The sequence below is a fragment of the Desulforamulus aeronauticus DSM 10349 genome, assembly GCF_900142375.1.
GTDB classification, from domain to species: domain Bacteria; phylum Bacillota; class Desulfotomaculia; order Desulfotomaculales; family Desulfotomaculaceae; genus Desulfotomaculum; species Desulfotomaculum aeronauticum.
In genome coordinates, this window is the sequence record NZ_FRAR01000005.1 from 104,215 (window position 1) to 128,458 (window position 24,244).

At 42.3% G+C, this 24,244-nt stretch carries 25 protein-coding genes; 18 read left to right on the forward strand and 7 right to left on the reverse strand.

What is annotated here, in order from left to right; genetic code table 11:
- Positions 1 to 18: 18 nt before the first annotated feature.
- Positions 19 to 756, forward strand: coding sequence for an amino acid ABC transporter ATP-binding protein (locus BUA78_RS01725; RefSeq protein WP_072910562.1), 738 nt, complete (start codon positions 19 to 21; stop codon positions 754 to 756).
- A gap of 83 nt (positions 757 to 839) precedes the next feature.
- Here BUA78_RS01725 and BUA78_RS01730 read toward each other — a convergent pair whose 3' ends face one another.
- The 3 genes from BUA78_RS01730 to cls all read right to left on the reverse strand — a co-directional run bounded on the left by BUA78_RS01730 (position 840) and on the right by cls (position 3,548).
- Positions 840 to 1,289: a hypothetical protein gene (locus BUA78_RS01730; RefSeq protein ID WP_072910563.1), complete on the reverse strand. Its 450-nt coding sequence runs from the start codon at positions 1,287 to 1,289 to the stop codon at positions 840 to 842.
- Between the two features lie 122 nt (positions 1,290 to 1,411).
- The gene (locus tag BUA78_RS01735) at positions 1,412 to 2,038 is read right to left on the reverse strand and encodes a GTP pyrophosphokinase (RefSeq protein WP_072910564.1); all 627 of its coding nucleotides are present in this window, start codon (positions 2,036 to 2,038) and stop codon (positions 1,412 to 1,414) included.
- 37 nt (positions 2,039 to 2,075) lie between these two features.
- On the reverse strand, positions 2,076 to 3,548 hold the full coding sequence (cls, locus tag BUA78_RS01740; RefSeq protein ID WP_072910565.1) for a cardiolipin synthase: 1,473 nt from the start codon (positions 3,546 to 3,548) through the stop codon (positions 2,076 to 2,078).
- Positions 3,549 to 3,839: 291 nt separating this feature from the next.
- On the opposite strand from cls, the gene BUA78_RS01745 reads away from it, so the two are divergent.
- Positions 3,840 to 4,751, forward strand: coding sequence for a VanW family protein (locus BUA78_RS01745; RefSeq protein ID WP_072910566.1), 912 nt, complete (start codon positions 3,840 to 3,842; stop codon positions 4,749 to 4,751).
- Between the two features lie 5 nt (positions 4,752 to 4,756).
- Here BUA78_RS01745 and BUA78_RS01750 read toward each other — a convergent pair whose 3' ends face one another.
- The gene (locus BUA78_RS01750) at positions 4,757 to 5,437 is read right to left on the reverse strand and encodes a type IV pili methyl-accepting chemotaxis transducer N-terminal domain-containing protein (protein ID WP_072910567.1); all 681 of its coding nucleotides are present in this window, start codon (positions 5,435 to 5,437) and stop codon (positions 4,757 to 4,759) included.
- 13 nt (positions 5,438 to 5,450) lie between these two features.
- Positions 5,451 to 6,404, reverse strand: coding sequence for a methyl-accepting chemotaxis protein (locus tag BUA78_RS20060; RefSeq protein WP_084082267.1), 954 nt, complete (start codon positions 6,402 to 6,404; stop codon positions 5,451 to 5,453).
- 131 nt (positions 6,405 to 6,535) lie between these two features.
- Here BUA78_RS20060 and BUA78_RS01760 point away from each other — a divergent pair, with 131 nt between their 5' ends.
- The 5 genes from BUA78_RS01760 (at position 6,536) to BUA78_RS01780 (ending at position 13,750) form a co-directional block, all read left to right on the forward strand.
- Positions 6,536 to 7,969: a sigma-54 interaction domain-containing protein gene (locus BUA78_RS01760; protein ID WP_207650476.1), complete on the forward strand. Its 1,434-nt coding sequence runs from the start codon at positions 6,536 to 6,538 to the stop codon at positions 7,967 to 7,969.
- Between the two features lie 224 nt (positions 7,970 to 8,193).
- The gene (locus BUA78_RS01765; RefSeq protein WP_072910569.1) at positions 8,194 to 9,474 is read left to right on the forward strand and encodes an L-cysteine desulfidase family protein; all 1,281 of its coding nucleotides are present in this window, start codon (positions 8,194 to 8,196) and stop codon (positions 9,472 to 9,474) included.
- A 166-nt stretch (positions 9,475 to 9,640) separates the two neighbouring features.
- On the forward strand, positions 9,641 to 10,519 hold the full coding sequence (locus tag BUA78_RS01770; protein ID WP_072910570.1) for a DUF2325 domain-containing protein: 879 nt from the start codon (positions 9,641 to 9,643) through the stop codon (positions 10,517 to 10,519).
- Positions 10,520 to 10,855: 336 nt separating this feature from the next.
- Entirely contained in the window at positions 10,856 to 12,967 is a 2,112-nt protein-coding gene (locus BUA78_RS01775) for a PAS domain-containing sensor histidine kinase (protein WP_072910571.1), read from the forward strand.
- A 126-nt stretch (positions 12,968 to 13,093) separates the two neighbouring features.
- Positions 13,094 to 13,750: a trimeric intracellular cation channel family protein gene (locus BUA78_RS01780; RefSeq protein WP_072910572.1), complete on the forward strand. Its 657-nt coding sequence runs from the start codon at positions 13,094 to 13,096 to the stop codon at positions 13,748 to 13,750.
- Between the two features lie 49 nt (positions 13,751 to 13,799).
- Here the strand turns inward: BUA78_RS01780 and BUA78_RS01785 are convergent, their stop codons facing one another.
- Entirely contained in the window at positions 13,800 to 15,032 is a 1,233-nt protein-coding gene (locus BUA78_RS01785) for a cation:proton antiporter (RefSeq protein WP_072910573.1), read from the reverse strand.
- Between the two features lie 2 nt (positions 15,033 to 15,034).
- Positions 15,035 to 15,529 carry a cation:proton antiporter regulatory subunit gene (locus BUA78_RS01790; protein ID WP_072910574.1) on the reverse strand — a complete coding sequence of 165 codons (495 nt, stop codon included), beginning with the start codon at positions 15,527 to 15,529 and terminating at the stop codon, positions 15,035 to 15,037.
- A gap of 162 nt (positions 15,530 to 15,691) precedes the next feature.
- Between BUA78_RS01790 and BUA78_RS01795 the strand changes: the two genes are divergently transcribed.
- The 11 genes from BUA78_RS01795 (at position 15,692) to BUA78_RS01845 (ending at position 24,210) form a co-directional block, all read left to right on the forward strand.
- Positions 15,692 to 16,381 carry an N-acetylmuramoyl-L-alanine amidase family protein gene (locus BUA78_RS01795; protein WP_072910575.1) on the forward strand — a complete coding sequence of 230 codons (690 nt, stop codon included), beginning with the start codon at positions 15,692 to 15,694 and terminating at the stop codon, positions 16,379 to 16,381.
- A gap of 2 nt (positions 16,382 to 16,383) precedes the next feature.
- Positions 16,384 to 17,199, forward strand: coding sequence for a divergent polysaccharide deacetylase family protein (locus BUA78_RS01800; protein WP_238456680.1), 816 nt, complete (start codon positions 16,384 to 16,386; stop codon positions 17,197 to 17,199).
- A 42-nt stretch (positions 17,200 to 17,241) separates the two neighbouring features.
- Entirely contained in the window at positions 17,242 to 18,159 is a 918-nt protein-coding gene (locus tag BUA78_RS01805; RefSeq protein WP_072910576.1) for a sensor domain-containing diguanylate cyclase, read from the forward strand.
- Positions 18,160 to 18,456: 297 nt separating this feature from the next.
- Positions 18,457 to 19,362, forward strand: a complete 906-nt coding sequence (locus tag BUA78_RS01810) for an RNA-guided endonuclease InsQ/TnpB family protein (protein WP_072910577.1) — start codon at positions 18,457 to 18,459, stop codon at positions 19,360 to 19,362.
- A gap of 19 nt (positions 19,363 to 19,381) precedes the next feature.
- Entirely contained in the window at positions 19,382 to 19,741 is a 360-nt protein-coding gene (locus BUA78_RS01815) for a cupin domain-containing protein (protein WP_072910578.1), read from the forward strand.
- A 124-nt stretch (positions 19,742 to 19,865) separates the two neighbouring features.
- Entirely contained in the window at positions 19,866 to 20,666 is an 801-nt protein-coding gene (gene yqeB / locus BUA78_RS01820) for a selenium-dependent molybdenum cofactor biosynthesis protein YqeB (protein ID WP_072910579.1), read from the forward strand.
- Positions 20,667 to 20,676: 10 nt separating this feature from the next.
- Complete coding sequence (locus BUA78_RS01825; RefSeq protein ID WP_072910580.1) at positions 20,677 to 21,453, forward strand: XdhC family protein; 777 nt, start codon at positions 20,677 to 20,679, stop codon at positions 21,451 to 21,453.
- Positions 21,446 to 21,781, forward strand: coding sequence for an XdhC family protein (locus BUA78_RS01830; RefSeq protein WP_072910581.1), 336 nt, complete (start codon positions 21,446 to 21,448; stop codon positions 21,779 to 21,781). Before BUA78_RS01825 ends, BUA78_RS01830 begins: the two co-directional genes overlap by 8 nt.
- Positions 21,781 to 22,575, forward strand: coding sequence for a selenium cofactor biosynthesis protein YqeC (gene yqeC, locus BUA78_RS01835; RefSeq protein WP_175548951.1), 795 nt, complete (start codon positions 21,781 to 21,783; stop codon positions 22,573 to 22,575). The genes BUA78_RS01830 and yqeC overlap by 1 nt, the downstream gene beginning before the upstream one ends.
- Positions 22,572 to 23,597 carry a molybdopterin-binding protein gene (locus BUA78_RS01840; protein WP_072910583.1) on the forward strand — a complete coding sequence of 342 codons (1,026 nt, stop codon included), beginning with the start codon at positions 22,572 to 22,574 and terminating at the stop codon, positions 23,595 to 23,597. The genes yqeC and BUA78_RS01840 overlap by 4 nt, the downstream gene beginning before the upstream one ends.
- A gap of 1 nt (position 23,598) precedes the next feature.
- Positions 23,599 to 24,210: a nucleotidyltransferase family protein gene (locus tag BUA78_RS01845; protein ID WP_072910584.1), complete on the forward strand. Its 612-nt coding sequence runs from the start codon at positions 23,599 to 23,601 to the stop codon at positions 24,208 to 24,210.
- Positions 24,211 to 24,244: the final 34 nt, after the last annotated feature.

Here is a 24,244-nt window from a genome sequence, read left to right on the forward strand (position 1 = left end):
AAACGAAGGATGAGTACTATGGAAAAAGTGGTTGACATACAACATCTAAGCAAATCCTTTGGTAATCATGAAGTGCTAAAAGATATTGATTTCTCCGTTAATAAAGGAGAGGTAGTCTGCATCATTGGTTCATCTGGATCGGGTAAATCAACACTTCTTCGTTGCATTAACCTGTTAGAAAAACCAAGTGGTGGTCAAATCATTTATAAGGGAGAAAATATTTTAGATGATCAGCATGATATCTATGCCTACCGTACCAAGTTAGGTATGGTATTCCAACAATTCAACTTATTTAATAACCATGATGTTTTAGGCAATTGCGTTGTAGGACAAATGAAAGTATTAAAGCGCTCCAAAGCAGATGCCGAAAAAGTAGCTATGAGATATTTAAAAGTTGTTGGGATGGATCAATATATTCATGCAAAGCCAAAACAATTATCGGGTGGCCAAAAACAGCGCGTGGCGATCGCCAGGGCACTTTCTATGGAACCGGATGTGATGTTGTTTGATGAACCAACATCAGCCCTTGATCCAGAGATGGTAGGAGAGGTTCTCACAGTTATGAAAGAACTTGCCGAATCCGGTCTTACAATGTTAATTGTAACGCATGAGATGGGGTTTGCTAAAGATGTGGCGGACCGTGTGGTATTTATGGATAAAGGGGTTATTGCCGAGGAGGGGAGCCCGGAGCAAATATTTAATAATCCAACACAAGAACGTACCAGGGAATTTTTAAAACGCACCTTATCAATGTAATAAACGAGTTAGGGTGAGTCAGGGATGGTACCCTGACTCTTTTTGTACATCCGGTCGGCAACCAAGACAGAGGTGTTAACGCCTTAACTGGACTCCCTCAGTTGTAACAAAGTTGATTCTAGCCATTTTATGTATGTAAGGTTAGATTGACTTTCCAGGTATTCTTTGTATAACCCATTGCTTTGCCCTACTTCAAAGGGAAGTTCATTTTTAGCCTCTATAAAGAACTCTACGATGTTATCTTCAGGATAAAAGAACGATTCACTCCACTTGACAAACGCACCATTTTCTCCCTCATAGATCGGTTTTTCAAATGTTTTGTTATATGTTTTAAAGTTCGTCAAATCGCAAACAACATGGAGCATGTCCTGCTGTTCAGAAATGTAGGTCAGTTCAGCCATCATACCGTTTTCCAGCCCGGTGGAATACTCCGGTATATCTTGGGTAAAGGTTAGTGTTGGCTGCTTTTCGGTAAAAGCTATAAATTTTTTATCATATCGATTAATTATGTCCCAAAACTCTCTTGCCAGCAAAATACGTCACCCCTTTCTTACACAGTTTTACCTATTTTAGATAAATCTACCTTATGAATTATACGGAAATTACGCCTGTTTGGGAATAGTAAGATTTAGCAGTAAGCAATATCAAATGAAACTTAGGGTAGATTTTCAATTTCATTTTGCAAGGCTAACATTTTTGAATCTAACGCTGCAACAATATCAGCTGTTTCTTTCAGACGATGTTGGATGCTGGATGGTATGCCTTTATTGTATTTATAATAAATTTTATGTTCTAAGCTAGCCCAAAAATCCATGGCAATGGTTCGAATCTGAACTTCTACAGCAAGATGTTTTGCTCCACCGGATAAGAAAACGGGAATTTCAATAATTGCGTGGAGGCTCTGATACCCATTTGGTTTGGGGTTTTTTACATAATCTCTTATTTCCAGTACTCGAACATCATCTTGTGAACAAATCAGGTCTAAAATATTGTAGATATCTGTTGTAAAGGAACAAATAATCCGTACACCAGCGATATCTCGTATATGTAGTTGAGCATTTTCATAAGAAATGGCAAGACTTTTACTTTTTAATTTCCCTACTATACTGTCTGGCTTTTTCAATCTAGTTTTAATATGTTCGATAGGATTGTAATCATGCATAATCTGAAATTCCTCATTTAAAATAGTAAGCTTTGTTCGCATTTCATCTAAGGCAAATTTATAGGTAATTAAAAATTTAGTCCATTCCTTCATTGTCTGATCAATACAGGTTTCACGCATGACAGAAACTCCTTCATAGTAGATTACCTGATCCTGGTTACAAAATCGGCGACAACAATCGAGTAAAGGACTCTTTTGCTTTCTGGAATCGTGAACGTTGCTCATATTCATCTAAGGATAATTCACAACAGTTCTCGATATCCTTTTCGTAAATTTGCAACATCCGGGTACCGATTTCTCTATTGTATAGAAAAGCGTTTGTCTCAAAATTTAATTTGAAGCTGCGAATATCGAAATTGGCTGTTCCCACAGAGGTGGCTAGGCCGTCCACGACAATGGTTTTGGCATGGAGAAAGCCTTTTTCATACAAAAAGCATCTAACGCCTAATGGCAATAAGTCTCCTAAATAGGAGTAAGTGGCCCAATACACCATCTTGTGATCGGGAACCCGCGGAATCATGATACGAACGTCTATACCCGATAAAGCGGCCAATCGTAAGGCATTCAGTAAACTCTCATCTGGAATAAAATAGGGCGTCTGGATCCAGACGCATTTTTTTGCCTTGTAAATCATTTTTATGTAGGCATCTTTGATTTGTTCTCTCTCATTATCAGGTCCACTTGAAACGATTTGGATGCCGATTTGACCAATGGGAGCTTCAGTGGATTGCTCCATAGGAAAGTACCGCGGGGCGGCCTGTAGTGGATCAGACGAAGCCAAATTCCAATCCAGAAAAAATTGAGCCTGAAGCTGCAGAACGGCACTGCCGCAAATACGTAAATGAGTATCTCGCCAATAGCCAATACGCTGATCTAATCCCAGGTACTCATTGCTAATATTAAACCCGCCAAGAAAACCAATCTGTCCGTCGATAATGACTAGCTTACGGTGGTTACGATAGTTTACCCGAATATTTAAATAAGGGATTTTTGATGGAAAGAAAGCGGCTGCTTTTCCTCCTGCCTCATTAAAAGGACGGAAAAATTGATTAGATAAGTTAGCACTGCCAACATCGTCATATAAAAGACGAATTTCGACACCTTCTTTGGCCTTGCTAATCAAAGCATCCCTTAATCGTCTCCCAATATCATCATCAATGAAGATGTAATACATAAGGTGAATGTGATCTCTGGCTTCTTCAATTGTTTTAAACAACGCCTCAAACTTTTCTTTTCCGTCTGTAAAAACATCCACACTATTATCCTGTGTGTACAATGCCATTCCACTGCTCAAATTCATCATAATCATATCCTGGTAGGCCGCTGCCTCTGGGTCACAGAAGGGGTATTGATTTTGCGAAAACTGGTCCCATTGGCTACCCAGGATGTTAAGTACGATGCTTTGTTCTTCTTCTTTGAGTTTATATAATTTTCTTCTGCTCATATTTTGACCAAAAATTAAATATAGGATAAAACCAAGCACTGGCAAAAACAGCAAAACCATTAGCCAAGCCCAGGTTTCTGCAATATTTCTTCTCTCCATAAAAATGACAATGATGGCCAGAAAAATATTGAGGATTGTAATGATCGTATATATATTTTGGAGAAGGATCGTTGTAATCTCGTGCATGCTATGCCATCACCTCTTAGAAACTATCTACTTTCTCTGCGTTATCTATTCCGCCAAATATTGCTAAAATAGTCAGTGCGAGGATAATTTTACCTTTTCTGCGGCCACGTTAGCAAGACCGTTTGCTATGTAACATCTTGCTAATATATTTATTGTTCTTAAATATGTCTATTTTTATAATAGACTGGCACTGGACAATGGAAATTTGGAGATGATGGATGACAAAAAACAGTTTGAACATAATAAAGTATTGCTACGAATTTATTACTATCGGATAAATGGGGGCTAACAATGGTAAAATATCCAGCTTTATTCTTACTAATTTTTCTAACTCTCTTCTGCCAGATTCCCGTTTATGCTGTGGAAAAAGAAAAAATATCTATAGATAAGCCGGAGCAGGAGGTTTATGCGGAGGATATTTATCAACAATTTCCTGATATGGATCGATCTTATGAAGGACCGTTGCCCTGGGAAGGCGACCCCTTGTTTCAAGCTACCTTAACAAAAAATAATACCCCTATCAAAATGGCAGCTTATAAGGCTACCCTGCACGACCCGTTACCCGGTGAAGAGTACAACGTAGGCTTGGCTGCAAGCCAACTATCGGGTAAGGTAGTACAGCCCGGTGAGATTTTCTCCCAGAATGGTGCCATCGGTCCTTATACCTCTTACCGGGGTTACCAGGCTGGGCCGACTTATTCCGGTAGTAATGTAACCACTACGGTAGGCGGCGGCGTTTGTAAGATTGCCTCACTCCTTTACAATGTAGCTACCTTTAGCAATTTAAAGATAGTTTTACGTAGCCCACACTCCATGACTGTACCTTATGTGCCGCCGGGGCAGGATGCCACGGTATTTTATGGTATAAAGGACATACGGTTTTTAAATAACACCAGTGGCCCGGTGTTAATTTGGTCTCAGAAGGTCGATAATAGCGTTTACATGGCCTTTTACGGCCAACAAAGCCCCCCCAAAGTTACCTGGCACCACGTGGTTACTAAACGATTAAATTACTGGATAGTGGAACGATTAAACCCTGCTTTATTACCGGGAGAAGAAAAAATAATGATGCCCGGCCAAGAGGGGCTGGTTGTACGATCTTGGGTTACAGTAGAATACCCAGATGGCACCGTTACCTCCCAAAAACGGGGCACCAGTTGGTATAGCGCAGGTCCGTGCATTATTGAACACGGACCTCGCTGAAAAAATTAGTGTTTGTCGTTAAGCGATAAATCTCCTTTGGCAATATCCTCCGCTGCCTTCTGCAATACTGTTACAGGTTTAATGATATACCTGTTAGTAATCTGCCAGGAAAAGAGTATCAGTAACAAATAGCCCACTGCACAGGCATAAATGACAGTCATATTTTCCTTAACGGTAACAGCTGAAGCGGTTTCGTACATTTTGGTTGCTTGATCAAAGGTGGTTACCATCTTAACTAACTTGACATTAACAGCCTCCGCCTGATCTATGGCATCAGCAGTGATGCTGCTAATTCCCTGAATATCAGACTTAATGCCTTGCCAGTTTGTTTCTGCTTCCACCAAAAGTTTTACAATCTCTGTGTTTTTTGTTTTCGTTACCTCTACCTTGGTTCCCCCTACTTCCAAGGAGCCACCTGTTTTTAAAGCACCAAGGGATTCTTCAAAAATATCCATGGCCTTTTTTAAGTCCTCTTGGTGTTGGGAATTTGCTGATAAAACAAAGCCAAACACATCCTTGGCCATGCGTTGACTTAGCATCCGCTGCCGTCCTGCAACGTTAACCCGTACAGCATCCTCCTGTTGGGCACGGTTCATAGCTATAATGAGATTGATTTGCAAAACAGTGGTGGCTAACACGAGTATAAGTGGGATTAACACCTTCCATTTTAAGCTTAAATTCTTCATAGCATCCTCCGCTTTATAGCTTGAATTTTTTAACCATACCCTGCAGATCATCGGATACACTGGCCAATATTTCAATATTACTGTTAACTTCCTCAAGGGTTGCGGTCTGTTCTTCCACCGCTGCGGCAATATTTTGTACCCCGCTGGATATTTCCTGGGTAGCTGAGGCCATATCCTCAACCTGGGAGCTAACTCCGTTTACGGCATCATGGATTTGTACAAAGGAGGTAGATGTTACCTGTACAATTTCACTTCCTTTAACAGCTTCCTGGCTGGTGCTTTCCATCTTGGAGACAATTTCTAAAATTTCTACTTGAATCCCGTTAATTAAGTTACTGATTTCCTTGGTGGACTGGGCTGATTCCTCTGCCAGTTTGCGTACTTCGTCTGCCACTACGGCAAACCCCCGGCCATGTTCTCCAGCCCTGGCAGCCTCAATGGCAGCATTTAGGGCCAAAAGATTGGTCTGGTCGGCAATATTGCCAATAACCGACAGGATTTGGTTTATTCTGGTAGAAGTAGCATTTAAACGATGAGCTGCTGCCACGGCGTCCTGGGAGGCGGTGGCTATGGAGTTCATTTGAGCAGTCATTTGCTGCATATTTTGGGCTCCGTGATCAGCCAAATCCGCCGATTCTCTGGCCTTAACAGCGACTTCCTGGGCTCGTTCGGCAACATTGTCTGAATTTGCCGCTATCTGCATAATGGTAGCGGCCGTGGAGGAGGATGCTTCTGATACCTGGCTGGTACTTTGGGACATGGTATTGGCTAAATCATTAGTCTGGTTAGATTTTTCTGCTAGTTGACTAATTAGCTCTCGCAGATTTTGCCGCATGGTCATGAATGACCCGGCAAGTTTTCCAATTTCATCAGTGTAATTTAAAGAGCTTTGATTGCTAGGAAGCATGTTTGTAGCCCTCCCCCGAGATTTGTAATACATTAAATTATAGCAGGATTTTCTTACCATTTTAATCTATATTGCATTACAAATTAGTTACAAGGGCGAGTTTTTTATTGGGGTAATTTTCTTACCTTGACATAAAAAAAAGACAAGTGTTATGCTGCTTAAAAGTTGGCGTGTTACGGAGATGATAATCAGTGTCCATACTTATGGGAATCAAGGATTTTGTTCAGGAATATGCTGAAACAATCTCCGATGTGTTGGAGCTGGATGTGACAATCGTTGATGAACAAGGTATACGTATTGCTGGTACCGGTCCTCATAAAGGAAGTCTATGTCAGGAGGTGCCGCATGGTTCTTTTTTTCGATCTGTACTGGCCAGCGGTAACCCTGGTGTTATTGAAGATATGAGGACAACTTTTTCTTGTAGTACTTGTACCTTGGTTGGGCATTGCAAGGAATTAGCAACCATGGGATTTCCTCTCTTTGCCCGTTCCCAGCCTATTGGCATCATTGGCATTAGTGCCTTTACTGAGGAGCAACGACAGAAACTGATTAATACATCTCCAAAACTATGGAATTTTCTAAAACACATGAGTAATCTTTTAGAAAGTAAGCTGCTTTTACTGAAACAAAATCAATATCTTCAGGACAGAGTAAAAGAAGTTTCAGCAAATGAGCCAAATGCTTTTGGCAAAATATTGGGAAATGATCCTCATTTTAGAGAGGTTTTAGAGAAAGCAAAACAGGTAGCTTCAAGTGCATCAACGGTGCTTATTCGTGGCGAAAGTGGAACCGGTAAAGAAATGCTGGCCCGGGCCATTCATAGTGAGAGTTGTCGTTGTAGAGAGCCCTTTGTTACCATAAATTGTGCTGCCATACCGGAAGCTTTATTAGAAAGCGAGCTCTTTGGTTATGAGGCAGGTTCTTTTACTGGAGCAAATCCCAAAGGGAAGCCAGGAAAGATTGAACTGGCCCAAGGAGGAACGGTCTTTCTAGATGAAGTGGGTGATATGTCTTTAGCTTTACAGCCCAAAATATTGCGTGTTTTGCAAGAGCGAGCTATTGATAGGGTAGGAGGCAAGAAATCAATTCAAGTGGATGTACGGATAATCGCCGCTACCAATCGTAACCTGGAAGCAAAGATGTCCTCAGGGGAATTTCGGGAAGATCTATACTATCGTTTAAATGTTATTCCCCTTTTTTTACCACCTTTACGCAGACATGCTACAGATATACCTTTATATGTTCAGCATTTTATAATGAAATACAACTGCTTTCTTTATAAGGAAATACGGGGAGCAGATTCGGCTTTGCTGGATTGGCTGACAAGGTACCCTTGGCCAGGAAATATCCGCCAGTTGGAGAATGTTATTGAATATATGATCAATATGAGCAACAGCAGTTATTTAAGTATTCAGGACCTTCCCGAACAGTTTCAAGAGAATAAAACCCAATTTGCCTTTGAACGGCTTACGTTAGCTAAATTATTGGCAAATTATGAAGGGAAGCTTCTGCGGGAAAAAGTAAAGCAGGGTGCTTCTACTGCAGAAAAAAATCAGCTAGCTTCAGAATTAGGAATTAGTTTGGCAACTTTATACCGTAAGTTAGAGAAATATAATCTAGGTTGATAAAAACAACATTCAATATTTCTCAATAGGAAGAATTTATTTATCAATTTTGAGAAAATGGCAGGGGCCTGAGCCAATGCCATTTTTTTAACTCTGTAACACTTTTCTTACTTCTGAGAAAAATATGGTTTCCATTGTTAATTAAATGTCCTTTGCCACGGGCTTCAAGGTTGGTATAGTTCTTGCGTGATTATTTGTTAGAAAAACCGTGGGGAGGATATGTTGTGAAGAACAATGCTATTTTTGAAATATTGGATGCAGAACTTGTACTCGCTCTTGGCTGCACTGAACCCAGTGCTGTGGCCTATGCTACCTCCTTAGCTTGTGAGCAGGTTGCCAGTTGTTTTATCGATCAGATAGAAGTATCTGCCAGCATTAATATCATAAAAAATGTTGCAGCCGTTACGATTCCGGGCACGGACGGATGTGGCATGGATTTAGCTGCTGCTTTGGGAGCGGTGAGTAAACGTTCCTCAAAAAAGCTGGAGGTTTTGTCTGAATTGACAGCGGCAGATCACGATCAGGCGAGAAAACTGATTCGCCAAGGGCGTGTAACGGTAGAGATTGCGGATACTCCTTATAAGGTTTATATTGCCGCGACTGTTAGAACGGATAAAGGTGAGGCCACGGTTATTTTGGCCGGCCATCATACCCATGTGGCCAGATTGGTGGTTAACGGGAAAATTTTAGTAGACAATTTTCCCTCAGAGGGTAGTAACTATATTACCCGTTTGGAGCAGGAACTCACCCCGGACGTAATTTGGGACTTTAGCCGAAATATACAAATAAGTAAACTTGAGATGATCAAACAGCTAATCAAGGTTAACACACGGCTTGGTCAAGAGGGCTTAAAGAATCCTTATGGGCTGGCAGTTGGGCGAAGTATCATTAACGGCATAAAAGATGGTTTTTACGTAAACGATCTATGTTCTTATGCTATGGCCTTGACTGCTGCGGGTTCAGATGCTCGGATGGCAGGATGTACTTTACCGGCCTATGCTAATTCAGGTAGCGGTAATCAGGGGATTCAGTCTTCTCTGCCTATCGTAGCCATTGCCCAAAGGTTGAATAAAGATGAAGAATCAATGATTCGTGCCGTTGCCTTGAGTTGTTTGATTACTATTTATATTAAGGCTTCCTTTGGGCGCTTATCCGCTCTGTGTGGTGCAACTGTTGCTGCTACTGGTTCAAGTTGTGGTATTGTGTATCTGCTTGGGGGTAACTTGGCACAAGTTACATTTACCATCAAGAACATGCTGGGAAATGTGACGGGTATGTTGTGTGACGGGGCCAAGTCGGGCTGTGCTTTGAAGATTGCAACCTGTACATCTGCTGCAGTACAATCAGCATTTTTAGCATTGCAAAACATCACCATCCGGGCTACCGATGGCATCATTGAGGAGAAGGTGGAGAATACGGTAGATAATCTGGGCAAACTTTCCAGGCTTAGTTCTACTTCAGCGGATAGGGCAATTTTGGATATTATACTTAATAAAAATATGTAAAGAGATTTGAACTTTAGAATTAGCTGTTTCTCAACAAGGATTATGCCGAATAAAAAACAGGCTAGCTAAATAAATAAAAATTATGATCTATTCCTTTGCAACATCCTTTACTTAATTAAACTACTTATTTATAATTAAGCAAATTTCCTAAGGAGTTGCTTAAAACATGTCATCTAAAGAAGATGTAAATAAAATAAACATTTTGTCTACTTATGAGGATTTTGAAGAGGAACCGGAAGGTAGAGTTTTAGGTCCTTTTTCTCGAATTGCTAAAGGCGGTATTATAATTGGTGAGGATTCGGAGGTCTTTGTGCCTGAAATTTGGGTTAGAAGACTGGGAATAGAGCACGGAGATTGGATGGCTGCTGATCCTTTGGGAATTCTTGATGAGAGTATGTTATACGAGTTTACCGTTATGGAGCGTAGAAACCAAAAAATCCCTTCTAAACGAATGGCGGTTATAGCAGCATTGTTATATCATGCAGGAGAATGGATGGTCTACAACCCGGAGGAAGAAACCACAATAACTCTGAATTCCCGTGAAGTGACAGCCTTAAGGCTTCGGGAAGGGCGGCTTGTAGAGGTCGCTTATATGCAGGGTGAAATAGACAAAGCCCGGATTGCTTGGGTGTTCGAAGAACAAACGCTGGATCAGGTGACTGGCAACAAAGCAAAACAACGAATTCAAAAAACAAAACCACTCATAGATGTTGCAGATCCTCTTTTAGAAGGACGCAAAATCCTAGTTGTTGGGGCTGACTTATATAAAGATTCCTTTCAACGCATGTTTGAACGAAGAGGAGCGATATTTTCCTGGGAATCTGGGTTTCAGGGCGGTACTGGACGTAACATCGAGTCTAAAGTACGAAATTCAGATGTTGTAGTGATTGTAACAGAAATGATGTCTCACCGTTTACCCGATGTAGAGGTGATGTGTAAGCGCCACCGGAAGCCTTTTGTCTATGCACCTTCCAAGGGCTCTACTGGAGCCATCCGAGAGGTGCAACAAAAACTTCATGCAATTTATCAAAGAAAAGAAAAATAAAGCATTACTCTTAAGTGAATCTTAAATATTTTTTCTACTGTAAAAAGCAATTGTTCCATCAGTTCTTTGGCTCGTTTATCTCTGCATAAAGGCAAACTAAGCCTCCGCTGGCGTCTAAAGACTTGGCGGAGGCTTAGTTTTTCTAATCAAAGGGAAGATTCATTAACCTTATTAGTTGGCTGGAGATGATAATGTTATTCTAATGGGTGCTTTTCGTCAAAATAGAATGTAAGTGTAAACAAAAGTTTAAATATGCTTGCATAGCAGGAATTTTAAAAGTAATAAACGAACAATTGACAGAATATAAATAACATTTTTTAAAAGGAGAAAGATAGCTTGCTTAACAGTTCAATCTTATTGGAAAAAATCTTTAACAATGCGCATACGGCAATGGCTATTCTTGATAGGAACTTTAATTTTATAAAAGTTAACGAACTATATGCTAAGGTGGATAATCGTTCAGTAGATGACTTTCCGGGTTATAACCACTTTACATATTATCCTAATGATAATGTTAAAGCTATCTTCGAGCAGGTTGTGCAGACGAAACAAACGTATCAAATTTTTAACAGTGCCTTTATCTACTTCCACAATCCCGAAAGAGGTATCACCTACTGGAATTGGACATTGGAACCGATTACCAATGATCATGATGAAGTGGAAATATTAATTTTAACGCTTGCTGATATTACGGAGCATAGGCAAAAGGAGCTTGAGTTAGAGCAATTCTTTGAACTATCGCAGGATTTGCTATGTATAGTAGACTATAATTTTGTGATAAAACATACTAATTTGGCTTTTAGAACTGCTTTAGGATATGAAAAAAATGAAGTTATTGGGACGAAGATTTTACGTTACATCCATTCAGAAGATTTTAAATCCTTCCCAAAGGACTCTGTTCAATTGTTGCAGAATACACCCAATACTAAATTTGTTATTCGTTTCTGTAGTAAAAAGGGGTTCTATAAATGGATTGAATGGACAAATGTTTTAATCTCAGACCAAGAGGTACTTTGTTATGTTGGCCGGGATATTACCATCAGAAAACAGATGGAGGAAAGAATTGAGCAATCAAATAAGCGAATAACAAGAATCCTGGAAAGCATCAGTGATATTTTTTATACCTTGGATAATGATTGGAATTTTACTTATCTTAACAAAGTTGCACGAGAGACTTATCCTGAAGTTGCACTCGGCCAAAATATATGGCAAGTGTTCCCCAATTTAGTTGAGACTAACTATTATGAACAATACCATGAAGCAAAAAATACCGGAAAACCGGGCAGATTTGAAAGCTTCGCGCCCTATGCCGGGAAGTGGTTGAAAGTAAACATTTACCCCTCCCGGGAAGGTTTAGCTGTTTATCTTATGGATATAACGGATAGAAAAAGAGCCGAAGAAAAAAAAGAACTTGAACACCAACGGCTGCATCTATTAATAAACAGTATGCCGCAATTAGTTTACATACTGGCACCGGACTATTCCATACGATTAGCGAATAGTAAGTTCAAAGAAGTATTTGGCAACACAGATAACAGGCCTTGTTATAAAATATTCTTTGCCAGGGAGGAACCTTGCGAGGAATGTCCCACGACAGAGGTATTTAATAATCAAGTTTCAAATTATTGGGAAGGTACCCTTAGTAACGGTATTAACTATGGAATCTATGAAAACCCGTTTTTTGATCTTGATGGTACACCTTTAGCTGTAAAAATAGCCGTAGACTTAACGGAAAGAAAAAACACGCAACAAGAAATTGCACGTTTAGATAGGTTAAATATGATCGGTAAAATGGCTGCTGGTATTGGGCATGAGGTAAGGAACCCCATGACAACGGTACGCGGCTTTCTTCAGATGCTTGGTAGAAAGCCAAAATTTGCTGAGGAGAAGGATTATTTCGACCTAATGATCAGTGAACTAGACCGGGCTAATTCAATTATTACGGAGTTTTTATCTTTGGCCAAGTGCAGACCTTGTGAATTGGCTAAGCACAACCTAAATCTAATCATCAATGAACTCTTTCCATTACTGCAGGCCGATGCTTTGAATATGGATAAGAATATTTTATTGGAACTAGATAACGTTCCGGATAATTTACTTAATAAAAAAGAAATACGACAGTTAATACTTAATTTGATAAGAAATGGCTTAGAGGCAATGTCCCCGGGAGGCTCCATTTTAATCAAAACGTACACCATTGAGCAGGAAATTGTATTAGCAATTAGCGACGAAGGCCATGGTATTGATGCTTCGATACTAAATAATCTGGGTACGCCATTCCTAACTACGAAGGAAAATGGTACAGGATTAGGTTTAGCTACTTGTTACAGTATCGCGGAACGGAATAATGCTAAAATTGATGTTGATACTGGATCAGCAGGAACAACGTTTTATGTAAAATTTAAACTAACAAACACCCCTATTTTACTGTCCCTTGACAAAAAATAGGGGCTGTCTTTTTATTAGAAGATTTTGCTTTAATCTAAAAGTTTAAACAATAATCGAAAGTATAGAAAAATAATGAGCATTGACATATACTTTATATGTCTTAATAAGCCTTAGAGGGTGACTTATGTGGAGTGGGATATTTTTAACATCATCGCCATCATTGCCTTTGCCTTTAGCGGTGCCATTGTGGCTTTGGAGGAAAAGTACGATATTTTTGGTGTATATGTCTTGGGATTAGCGGCCTCCTTTGGAGGGGGTATTATTCGCAATGTTCTTATCGGGGTCCCGGTAATTCCTTTATGGGAACAAGGAATTTTACTGAAAACCGCTTTAATCTCCATTACCATTATTTACGTACTACCGAAGAGATGGCTTAAATCTTGGAACCGTTGGAATGATTTTTTTGATGCCATCGGTTTAGCTGCCTTTACCATTCAAGGGGCGCTCTATGGCATCGCCTTAAAACTTCCTCCAGGGGGGATTATCCTTTGCTCGGTGGTTACTGGCATTGGCGGTGGAATATTGAGGGATGTCTTGGCCCGGCGTAGACCGATGGTTTTGCACCAAGAGATTTATGCTGTATGGGCCATGTTTGCAGGGTTAATGCTGGGTTTTGGTTTTATTCAAAATGATAATCCGGTACAGTTGTATATACTGTTCTTGGCTACTACCCTGTTACGTATTTTTTCTATTATCTATAAATGGCATCTTAGAATACGGAACATGGAAAACACCATTCGAATACCAATTGTGCAAGAAAATTCGAAACAAGTAGATGGTTAGATAAAATATGACAAGCGGATATCTCCTGTAGGAGGTCCACTTGTCATATTTAGCTTTCCATAGCTTGTTTCCTTTGTTTTCTCTCTTTAATGGCAGGCCATTTAAAAACCACTGCCAATTTACTATAAATCCATTTGGATTCTTTGGTTAATAGTGGACCAATTATGGCAAGCAGCAGTACATAGAGTGCTGCAAAGGGTTGTAGCAAGGGCAGTAAGCCGCCTGCCTTTGCCAAATTGGCCAGAATAATGGAAAATTCACCCCGTGATGTAATGGTTAAACCTATATTCGTAGAGCCGTAATAGGAGTACCCTGCCTTACGACCGGCCACGACACCGGCGATAAAATTACCTAATAGGGTCACCACAACCGCAATCAGGGCAGGCCAAATAGCGCCATCCAGTGAAGTGGGGTCTATACTCAAACCAAAGCTAAAGAAAAAGAGGGCGCCAAAAAAATCCCGGAAGGGAACTACAATGTGCTCGATACGTTCGAAATGATCTGTCTCTGCCAGCACCAATCCCACCAGCAAAGCACCGATTGCTTCTGCCACATGAATGGTTTCAGAAAAACCGGCCACTACGGTAAGCAGGGCAAAGACAATCAACATAAAAATTTCATCCGAAGGAACATTCAACAACCGATTAATCCTGGGCGCTAGCTTTCGCCCAATAAGAATAAAGCCCAGCATAAAACCAAGGGAGATACTCGCAGCTTTCAAGACCTCCAAGGGAGAACTGGAACCCCTTAGTACTAAACCGGAGAGCACAGAAAGATAAACGGCCACGAACACATCCTGGTAAAGCATCAAGCCTAGGATCATCTCTGTTTCTGCTCTAACGGTTCTTTTTAAATCAACCAAAACTTTGGCTACAATGGCGCTGGAAGAGATAGAAATGATACCGGCCACCACTAAGGCTTCCCGCAGTGGCCAACCCCACAAAAAAGGCAGGGCCATTCCCAAGGAAAAGTTGATCAGCATATAGGTGGTACCACCCAGAAAGATGGATTTACCTGCTTTTAATAAACGACCAACGGAAAATTCCAGCCCCAAATAGAACAGCAGGAAAAGGACACCCAAACGCCCCATGAACTGTATTAGGGGTGCACTTTGAATGAAGCGAAAATCAAGCACGCCCCAAACCGGTGCGTGAGGACCAACAACCATACCGGCCAGGATTAGAAAAGGTACGATGGAAATTCGAAAGCGTGCTGCCAGAAGGCCAGCCGCCGCCACGACCATCAAGGCTAAACCAATTTCAAATAATATATGACCCTCCATGGTTACAGACTCCCATGCAGGATGAGCTCTTTACAACTCTTAACCTGTTTCCGATCACCAATAACTACCAGAGTTGCTCCTTCTGGTATCACCTGATCTGGTCCCGGGTTAACGATTCTTTTGTCCTTCTTAATGATAGCAATGATCATTGCTCCGGTTTTTTTGCGAATGTGCAACTCACCAATGTTTTTGCCAATGGCTTTGGCTCCACTCTCAACCTTATACCATTCAAATACCATTTCATCAAAGGCTACATCTACAGACTCCAGTGCTTTCGGCATATAGGCCATACCGCCGATAATACCACTAACACGGCGAGCTTCTGTATCATCTAATGTCACCATCGAAATACTTTCCTCTGGATCATCATTATCAAAGTGGTGAATTTCCCGACGGCCATCATCATGTACGACAATGACGAGCTTATCCCCACTGCGGGCATTAACTTGAAATTTTCTGCCAATGCCCGGAAGATCTATTTCCTTAATTAGGGACATTTAGTCAACTCCTTGCTTGTCTTTTGTTGGTTATTTTAACATATTTTCCTTATTAGGCCAATGTGCTACGTCAATGGAAAAGGAGTAACTACAACCTTTTTTTAGGTTACTGAAAACATTTATATTTCCGATTTTTAAGGACAAAATAATCCCTGTGAGGTGATGAAAGTGCTTTGGCGAATTCTTTTGATTGTATTTTTTTTAGCTTCTCCTAAATTTGGCTGGGCAGCAGAGAGTTTTGGGAGAATTGTTATAGATCCTGGGCATGGTGGGTACGATCCCGGCGCTATAAGAAAAGGGGTTGCAGAAAAAGATATAAATTTAGAGATTGCCAAGGAAATAAAAAAAATACTGATGGAGAAAAAAGTTGCTTGCCTGTTAACCAGAGAAGGGGATTATAATCATGCCGTGGTAGGACTTCATGGTAAAGAGGCAAAAAGATATGATTTCGAACGAAGAATTGAGATGGCCAAAGGTTTTAATGCAGATGCTATGATCAGTATTCATGTTAATGTAAGTCGTCGGAAAAGCTCTGGTCCCGAAACTTTTTATCTCCCCAAAGATACCATTAGTAAGCTGTTGGCTGAAAATATTCAGAAAGAATTACATGAAATACCAGGAATTAATCAGCGACAGATAAAAACCGGTAGATATTATCTTTTGACACACACAGAGATTCCTTGTGTTATTGTAGAAACCGGTTTTATCAATAATCCGGAAGAACGGCAAAAGCTTTTAAAACCCCAATACCGACAAAAGATTTCGGAAGCCATTGCTCGGGGAATTTTAGATTATCTTCAAGACAAGAATAGAGAGACATTGCTAAAAAATCTACAGAAGAAGGTGAGCTAATTTTGGTTCGAAAATGTAACTTACGCCTTATTTTTGGGGTGGCCTTTCTCTTTGGCTGTGTATTCTTGGCGTTTATCCATAATTTATCAGCTACCGGGGAGGAATTACAAGAAAAACATCCACCGGTTTTAGCTATTGTGATTGATGATTTTGGTGGAGCAGACATTCATGGTGTGGCGGAATTCATGAACATGAACGTGCCCATTACCGTGGCAGTTATGCCCAATTTGCTTCATTCGATAGAGCACAGTAACGAAGCCCATCAAAGAGGGTATGAAGTAATTTTGCATCAACCGATGGAACCTGTAAAAGGAAAGAAGTCTTGGCTAGGACCCGGAGCTATCACATATGATATGAGTGATGAACAAATCAAAACTACCTTTGTGAAAAATTTGGAATCTGTCCCTCATGCCAGTGGTTTTAATAATCATACTGGTTCCAAAATAACCAGCAGCCGGGAAAAAATAACGTTTATGTTGGAAGTGGCTAAGGAAAAGGGATTGTATGTATTGGATAGCATTACTACGCCAAATTCTCAGGTAATTCCTGCCGCTAAAGCTTTGCAGATTCCTTGGGCAAAGCGAGATATTTTTTTAGATGATATTAAAAGTGTGGAATATATTACAAAGCAAATGAAAAAAGGCTGCCAGGTTGCTAAAAAGCAGGGTTATGCAGTGGTTATTGGACATGTAGGCCATGGGGGAGAAGTAACTGCCCGAGCCGTTAAAGAGGCTATTCCTTTTATTCAGCAAGAAGGAATTAAGATAGTGCCTCTTTCGGAAATTGTTAGGTTAAACAATGAAAAAGGGAAGATTTAATCATATCGTTTTATAATGTGGTTGATGTCGGGGGAGTTTGACTTGAAGCAAGAAGGTACAAGTACAGAAAGTATATTAAAGCAGATAGCAAGAGAGGCGGCAAGCTCTTCTCTTAACATTTACTCTCTTCTCAAAGAATTGGCTGACAATATCAACGAGGTGTTATGGTTAAAGTCTCACGATAGATTTCTTTATGTTAGTCCCGCCTATGAAGCAATCTGGGGACGTAGTTGCCAAAGCTTATATCAATCACCGGAATCTTTTTTAGAGTCTATTCACCCCGAGGATCGAGAAAGAATTATTCAGGCATTTCAGGAGCGGGCTGTGAAAAAGATTGGCTATATCAGAGAAGAATATCGCATAATAAGACCGGATGGCACTCTTCGTTGGATTTTATCCAAAACCTTTCCTGTCCACGATGAAAAAGGACAAGTCCAATTTTCAGCAGGTATCGCAGAGGATATTACTGAACGAAAACTAGTAGAAGAGACCTTATGGTACAGGAGCTTGCACGATGCTTTGACCGATCTCTACAACCGTGCTTACTTTCAGGAAGAAATGCAGCGATTGGATAATATGCGCGACAATCCGGTGGGGTTGTTGATCATTGATATGGATGGTTTAAAAACTGTTAATGATAGTTTGGGTCATCTAATGGGAGATAAACTAATTCAAGATGTTGCCAAATTACTTCGATCCTGTTTTCGGAAAAGCGATGTGGTAGCCCGTATCGGGGGAGATGAATTTGCTGTACTGTTACCGAGAACCTCTGCGGAAGCAGTACTTGCCTCCAGTAAGCGAATTCAGGCTAAAGTGGTAGAGTATAACGCTCAAAATGAAATAAACATGGGTTTATCCATTGGCCAGGCCATCCGCTTAGATGCATCAAAAACTATGCTGGAGTTATTTAAAGAGGCGGATGATAAAATGTATGCCAATAAGCCTGATGGCCGCCGCTAAAAGTGAAATATAGTGCCACTGGTCCACTCCAAAGTGGACCAGTGGCACTATATTTCACTTTAATCCTCCATAGCAAAATACCGTGGTTTATGCTACTCTATTTTGGTAATTTTAACTTACCCGCGTCAGAAGTCCCCTTCCTGAACTTTCCATGCTTGCGATAACAAAGGCGAAGGTGGGGGATGAATGGCGGGGCAGAATGAGGATAGACATACAAAACACTTGTTCTGGCCAGGTTATACTACTATAATAAGAATATGGAATATACATGGCAACTATAGGTGAGGTGAAATTGCTATGTACAATCCCAGGGAACATAGGAACTACAAGTTTCGAATATACCCAACTAAAACACAGGCAGAAACCTTGACAAACTGGTTAACACTTTGCCGTCTCTGCTATAATGCAGCCTTGGTGGACAGGAAAAACCACTACCTAAGAAACAAAGCCAGTCTAACCAGAACAAAACAGCAGACAACCCTGAAATTGGATAAGGACAAACACCCTCAACTAAAAGAAGTCCACTCCCAGGTACTACAAGAAGTGCTATTTCGGGTAGAAAAAGCCTATCAGGCATTTTTCCGCAGAGTAAAGGCTGGAGAGAATCCGGGCTACCCGAGATACAAAGGTATGGGGCAGTATAACTCTCTGACCTATACCCAATTTGGCGATGGCCGCGGAGCCTACTTCAAAGAAGAAAAACTAGCTCTATCCAAGATTGGCTTATTAAAAATCAAACTACACCGGGAAATACCAGGTAAAGTAAAGACTTGCATCATCAAGAGAGAGACTACCGGCAAATGGTATGCAGTGCTATCGGTTGAAGGATACCCAGTACTATACTCACCGAACTGGAAAAAAACCGGTCTGGATGTTGGGATAGAGAAACTAGCCACCTTATCAGACGGCGAGCAAATCCCTAACCCTAAACCTATACAGAAATCAGAGAAAAAGGTAAAGCGTGCCCAAAGGGACTTATGCCGTAAGAAAAAAGGTTCAAAAAACAGAGAAAAGGCAAGGCAAAGACTAGCCCAAATACACGAAAGAATTCGCCATCAACGTCAAGACTATCTCCACAAAATAGCCAATTATTTGGTATGGAAGCGTTACAATAATAAGGGTAAAAGAATAGAAACACGAGATTTGGGGTACCAACGGGGTTTTCCTGTTACATGTAAAGAGATGAACAAATTTATGTTTTAGATCAATAGGGGAAAGCGGAATGGATAAAATTAACATTTTTGAGAAATTAAATCTTTTTAATGAGTATTGGAGTCCAAAAATTTTAGGTGAAGTTAATGAATCATATGTGAAGGTTGCTAAATTCAAGGGTGAATTTTTATGGCATATTCATGAAAATGAAGATGAAATGTTTTTTGTTCTAAAAGGACTATTGATTATTAAGTTTAGGGATAAGGATGTTATTTTAAATGAAGGAGAATTTCTTATTATTCCAAAAGGAATTGAACATATGCCTGTTGCTGAAGAAGAGGTACATGTGATGTTAATTGAAGCAAAAACAACGTTAAATACTGGAGAGGTACGAAATGAAAGAACCGTAGAGAGGCTTGAAAAAATTTAGTACAGACTCTTCTCGAAATGTGAATTATTTTAAATACATACTATAGGGCATAACCTTATAGGTCACGGGCAAGTAAACAAGCTACGTTCTTCTAAGGTATGGTTGAGGAGGTTTTACGTTTTACATGAATCGATTGGTCATCGTCAAAGGTGCAGGGGATATTGCCACCGGCATTGCCCATCGTTTGTATTGCAGTGGTTTTCGAGTAGTAACCACGGAACTTTTCCAGCCAACGGTGATTCGCCGTACGGTGGCCTTTGCCGAGGCTGTTTATACTGGACGTGTGGTGGTGGAAGAGGTCACGGCTGTGAAGACATTGCCGGATAGCGTTCTCCAGGTGGTGGAAGAAGGGAAAATTCCGGTGGTGGTTGACCCAGCCGGTGCAGTGATCAAACAACTTCGGCCCTGGGCAGTGGTGGATGCCATTTTAGCTAAGCGAAACGTTGGTACTCAAATAAACGATGCACCTGTTGTGATAGGGGTAGGTCCTGGGTTTGTGGCTGGGGTGGATGTCCATGCCGTGGTAGAGAGTATGCGAGGCCATTATTTGGGGCGGGTCATATATAACGGGCAAGCACTCCAGAACACGGGTGTTCCGGGTGATATTGGGGGCTATACAAAAGAAAGAATTTTGCGGGCTCCCTGTGCGGGGGTATTTCAGGTAGAGCGACCCATAGGAAGCGCAGTTTCGGTTGGAGAAACAGTGGCTTGGGTAAGTGATCAGCCAGTAGTGGCAGCCATTTCCGGTGTATTAAGGGGGCTGTTGCAAGAGGGTCTTATGGTAGAAGCCGGTATGAAAATAGGGGATATTGATCCCCGCTGCCAGCCGGAGCATTGTTTTACCATCTCGGATAAAGCTAGATCCATTGGTGGCGGGGTGTTAGAGGCGTTACTTTACCATGCTGCCAGGGAACATCAAGGATAGAGGTGAGAGGATGAAGCTTTTTAAAGCTCTTTTGGCCGCGGCGGAGCGAGGTGAGGCTGTACAAATGATTACGCTGGTGGGCGCACCAGAAGAGAGCAGGGCTAGTCTGGGGCAAATGCTGGTGCTTTACCCCGATGGTAGAGCAGAGGGCCTATTGGTGGATACCCGTTTTACTGAAAAAGTGCTAGAGCAAAGTAAGGCCTGTCAGTGGGATCAGCCGAAGGTGATGCCCATTTCCTACGACCAGCAGGAATACCGGATATTTTGGAATTGCCTGACCAGTAAAATGCGAGCAGTTATTTTAGGTGGAGGGCACATTAGCCAACCCCTGGCGTCGTTTTTAGCCCAACTGGATTATGAAGTTACTGTTATCGATGACCGACCGGAATTTGCCAACCGACAGCGGTTTCCCATGGCAAAACACATTATCTGTGAAGATTTTACCAAAGCCCTGGAGCAGATCTCCTTTGATAACAACACAGCGGTTATCATTGTTACCCGGGGTCACCGTTACGACTTGGATTGTCTTAGAAGTATTGCCGGTCAAAGGGCAGGATATTTGGGCATGATTGGCAGCTTTCGGCGGGTAAAGGCTGTACTGCAATTATTAAAAGAAGAGGGAGTCTCTACAGAATGGCTGAATGCTCTCAAAACTCCCATTGGTTTAGATCTGGGTGCCCAGAGTCCGGCGGAAATCGCCCTGAGCATTGCGGCAGAAATAGTGGCTCATTTTAAGGGTGGCCGGTATCTACCGTTACGTTCATTGGGAGGGCGGAGAAATGGATAAACTAATCTTGCAGCGGATCTGTGAACTAGAGCAAATGGGGGAGGGGATTCCCTTTGCCTTGTTGACTATCCTTTCCACCAAAGGTTCCACCCCACGTAAGGCCGGGGCAACGATGTTGATGGAACGTACGGGCAGAACCTTTGGGACCATCGGTGGTGGTTGTGGAGAAGCCGAGGTAAAGCAGCGAGCGTTAATGGCTATGGATGAACAGACTTGTTGCATTCATAGGGTGAATATGGTGAACGATGTGGCTGCCGAAGAAGGGATGGTCTGTGGTGGCATCATGGAAGTGTTCATTCAAGTGTTTCCCGGGTCGTCATGCCCTTGATGAACACACCCTTGATATGGAAAGAAATCCTCCAAGAGCTACCATCACCCGCAGTGGTAACCCTCATCGGTGGGGGAGGCAAGACCGGACTTTTGTACTATTTAGTGAATCACCTGAATTCTTTAGGCATACGGGCGGTGGCAGCGACGACAACCAAGCTATCCGCTTTACGCAGGGATAGTCGATTTATCGAGATTCACAGTATCACAGAGGGTTGCGAGTTGCTGAGGAATAGGATTGAGGAGCAAGCAGCTGTTACACTGGTGTACGGGAAGGATCACAACAACCCCGAAAAAATGATGGGCATTCCGAGGGAATGGGTGGATCAATTGGCCCAACAGTTTCCCCAGAGCATCTTTTTGGTGGAGGGAGACGGTTCCGCCGGCCGCTCCCTCAAGGGTCATCTGTCCCATGAACCGGTGATTCCCGCTAGTACTAGGTTGGTGATTCCGGTTATCGGTATTGATATACTGGGGGCCCCTTTGAATAGCCACTTTGTGCACCGCCCCGAGCGAGTGACGCAAATGACCGGTGCCCCGGCAGAAACCGTTATCACCACTGAGATGGTACTACAATTATTGTTTCATTCCGAGGGTTATTTGAGCCAATGTCCGCCGAACAGCCAAGTGTTGCCCTTTATCAACAAGGTAGAAGACTCCCTAGGCTTCAGACAGGCTCAGCAATTAGCCGAAGGTATTTTGTCTAGGCAACACGCCCAAATTCAAAACGTTGTTGTCGGTAGTTTAGCAAGGCAAGAATTTTTTAGAGTTATGGATACCAGGAGGATCTTATGACCATCAAAAAAGTAAGGGTAGAAGATGCCGTAGGGATGGTGCTGGGACATGAACTAACCAAGATTGTGCCGGGAAGCTATAAAGGGCCGGCCTTTCGCAAAGGGCATATCATTCGAGAGGAAGATATCCCTCATCTAAAGGACATAGGCAAAGAACATATCTACCTTATTGAAATGGGAGAAGGGCAGCTTCACGAAAATGATGCCGCTGCTCGTATCGCCCAGGCCGTGTGCGGCACCAATGTAGCAACTGCTGCGCCATCCGAAGGACGCGTAAATCTGACCGCTACATCCACCGGTTTGTTAAAGATTAACAGGCAGGCAGTGGCAGAATTAAATGAAATAGAAAATATAGCTTTTTCCACCAAACATTCTGATCGGTTGGTGAAACCCGGCGACTTGGTGGCTGCTGTAAAAATTATACCCTTGGTCATTGAGGGGGGAGCGGTGACGGAGGCGGAAGAAAAGGTAGCAAGGTACGGCGAAGTTGTCCGAGTGCTTCCCTTGTCCCCACTGAAGGTAGGTATCGTGATCACTGGTAACGAAGTGTACTATGGCAGAATACAGGATAAGTATGCTCCGGTCATTGCCGATAAGGTCCACTATTATGGTGCAACACTGGGGGATGTCATATACCAGCCGGACGATCCAGAGGCCATTACCCAGTCCATCTTGGAACATATCAAACAGGGAGACGATATTGTTATTGCTGCGGGGGGCATGTCCGTGGACCCGGATGATGTAACCCCTGAAGCCATCCGTGCTACCGGAGCGGCGGTTATCACCTACGGCACCCCGGTGCTACCCGGAGCCATGTTTATGCTGGCCTATTTAGGCGATACGGCTATTATCGGAATGCCCGCCTGCGGTATGTTTGCCAAAACCACCGTGTTCGATTTGGTTTTCCCGCATATTCTGGCTGGAGAGCGCCTAACCAGAAAAGATATTGCAGCCATGGGCTACGGAGGATTATGCAGCAATTGTTCAACCTGCAGTTATCCCCACTGCCCCTTTGGTAAATAGTATGGTTTCTGCGGTACTGCTGGCAGCGGGACAAGCTAGGCGAATGGGAAAGCCGAAGCAATTACTGCCAATGGGCGATAAGCCGATGATTTGGCAGGTTGCAGCGACGGCCTGTGGGGCGGATTTGTTAGAAGTGGTGGTGATTACCGGGGCTGCTGGGGAAGCGGTGGGACAGGCGTTGGCCGGCTTGCCTTTACGGATTGTCCACAATGATAACTGGCAAACCGGTCAGGCCAGCGGGATTCGGCTGGCAGTTACGGCATTGGATGCCAGGGCGAAAGCGGTGCTGTTTTTGTTGGCAGACCAGCCGCTGGTGGATGTAGCACTGCTTAATAGACTGGTTCAAAAGTATCGGAGGGCTGGTGCTAGCCTGGTAGTTCCGCGTTGGCAAAATCAGCGTGGTAATCCAGTTTTATTTGATCTTACCCGCTGGCGGAGTGAATTGCTGCAATTGACAGGAGATCAAGGGGCCAGAGGAATTCTGGCAGCCAACCCGCAGTGTATCGAATTTGTCGATTTGCCCAGTCCGGAGGTTTTTGGTGATGTGGATACGCCGGAAGAATATTGTCAGATGCAGAAGTTGTGGCAACGGTTGCGTGGAAATAGCCAGTGATCAAGCTAAACAAAGCTAAATTATAGTTTCTTCG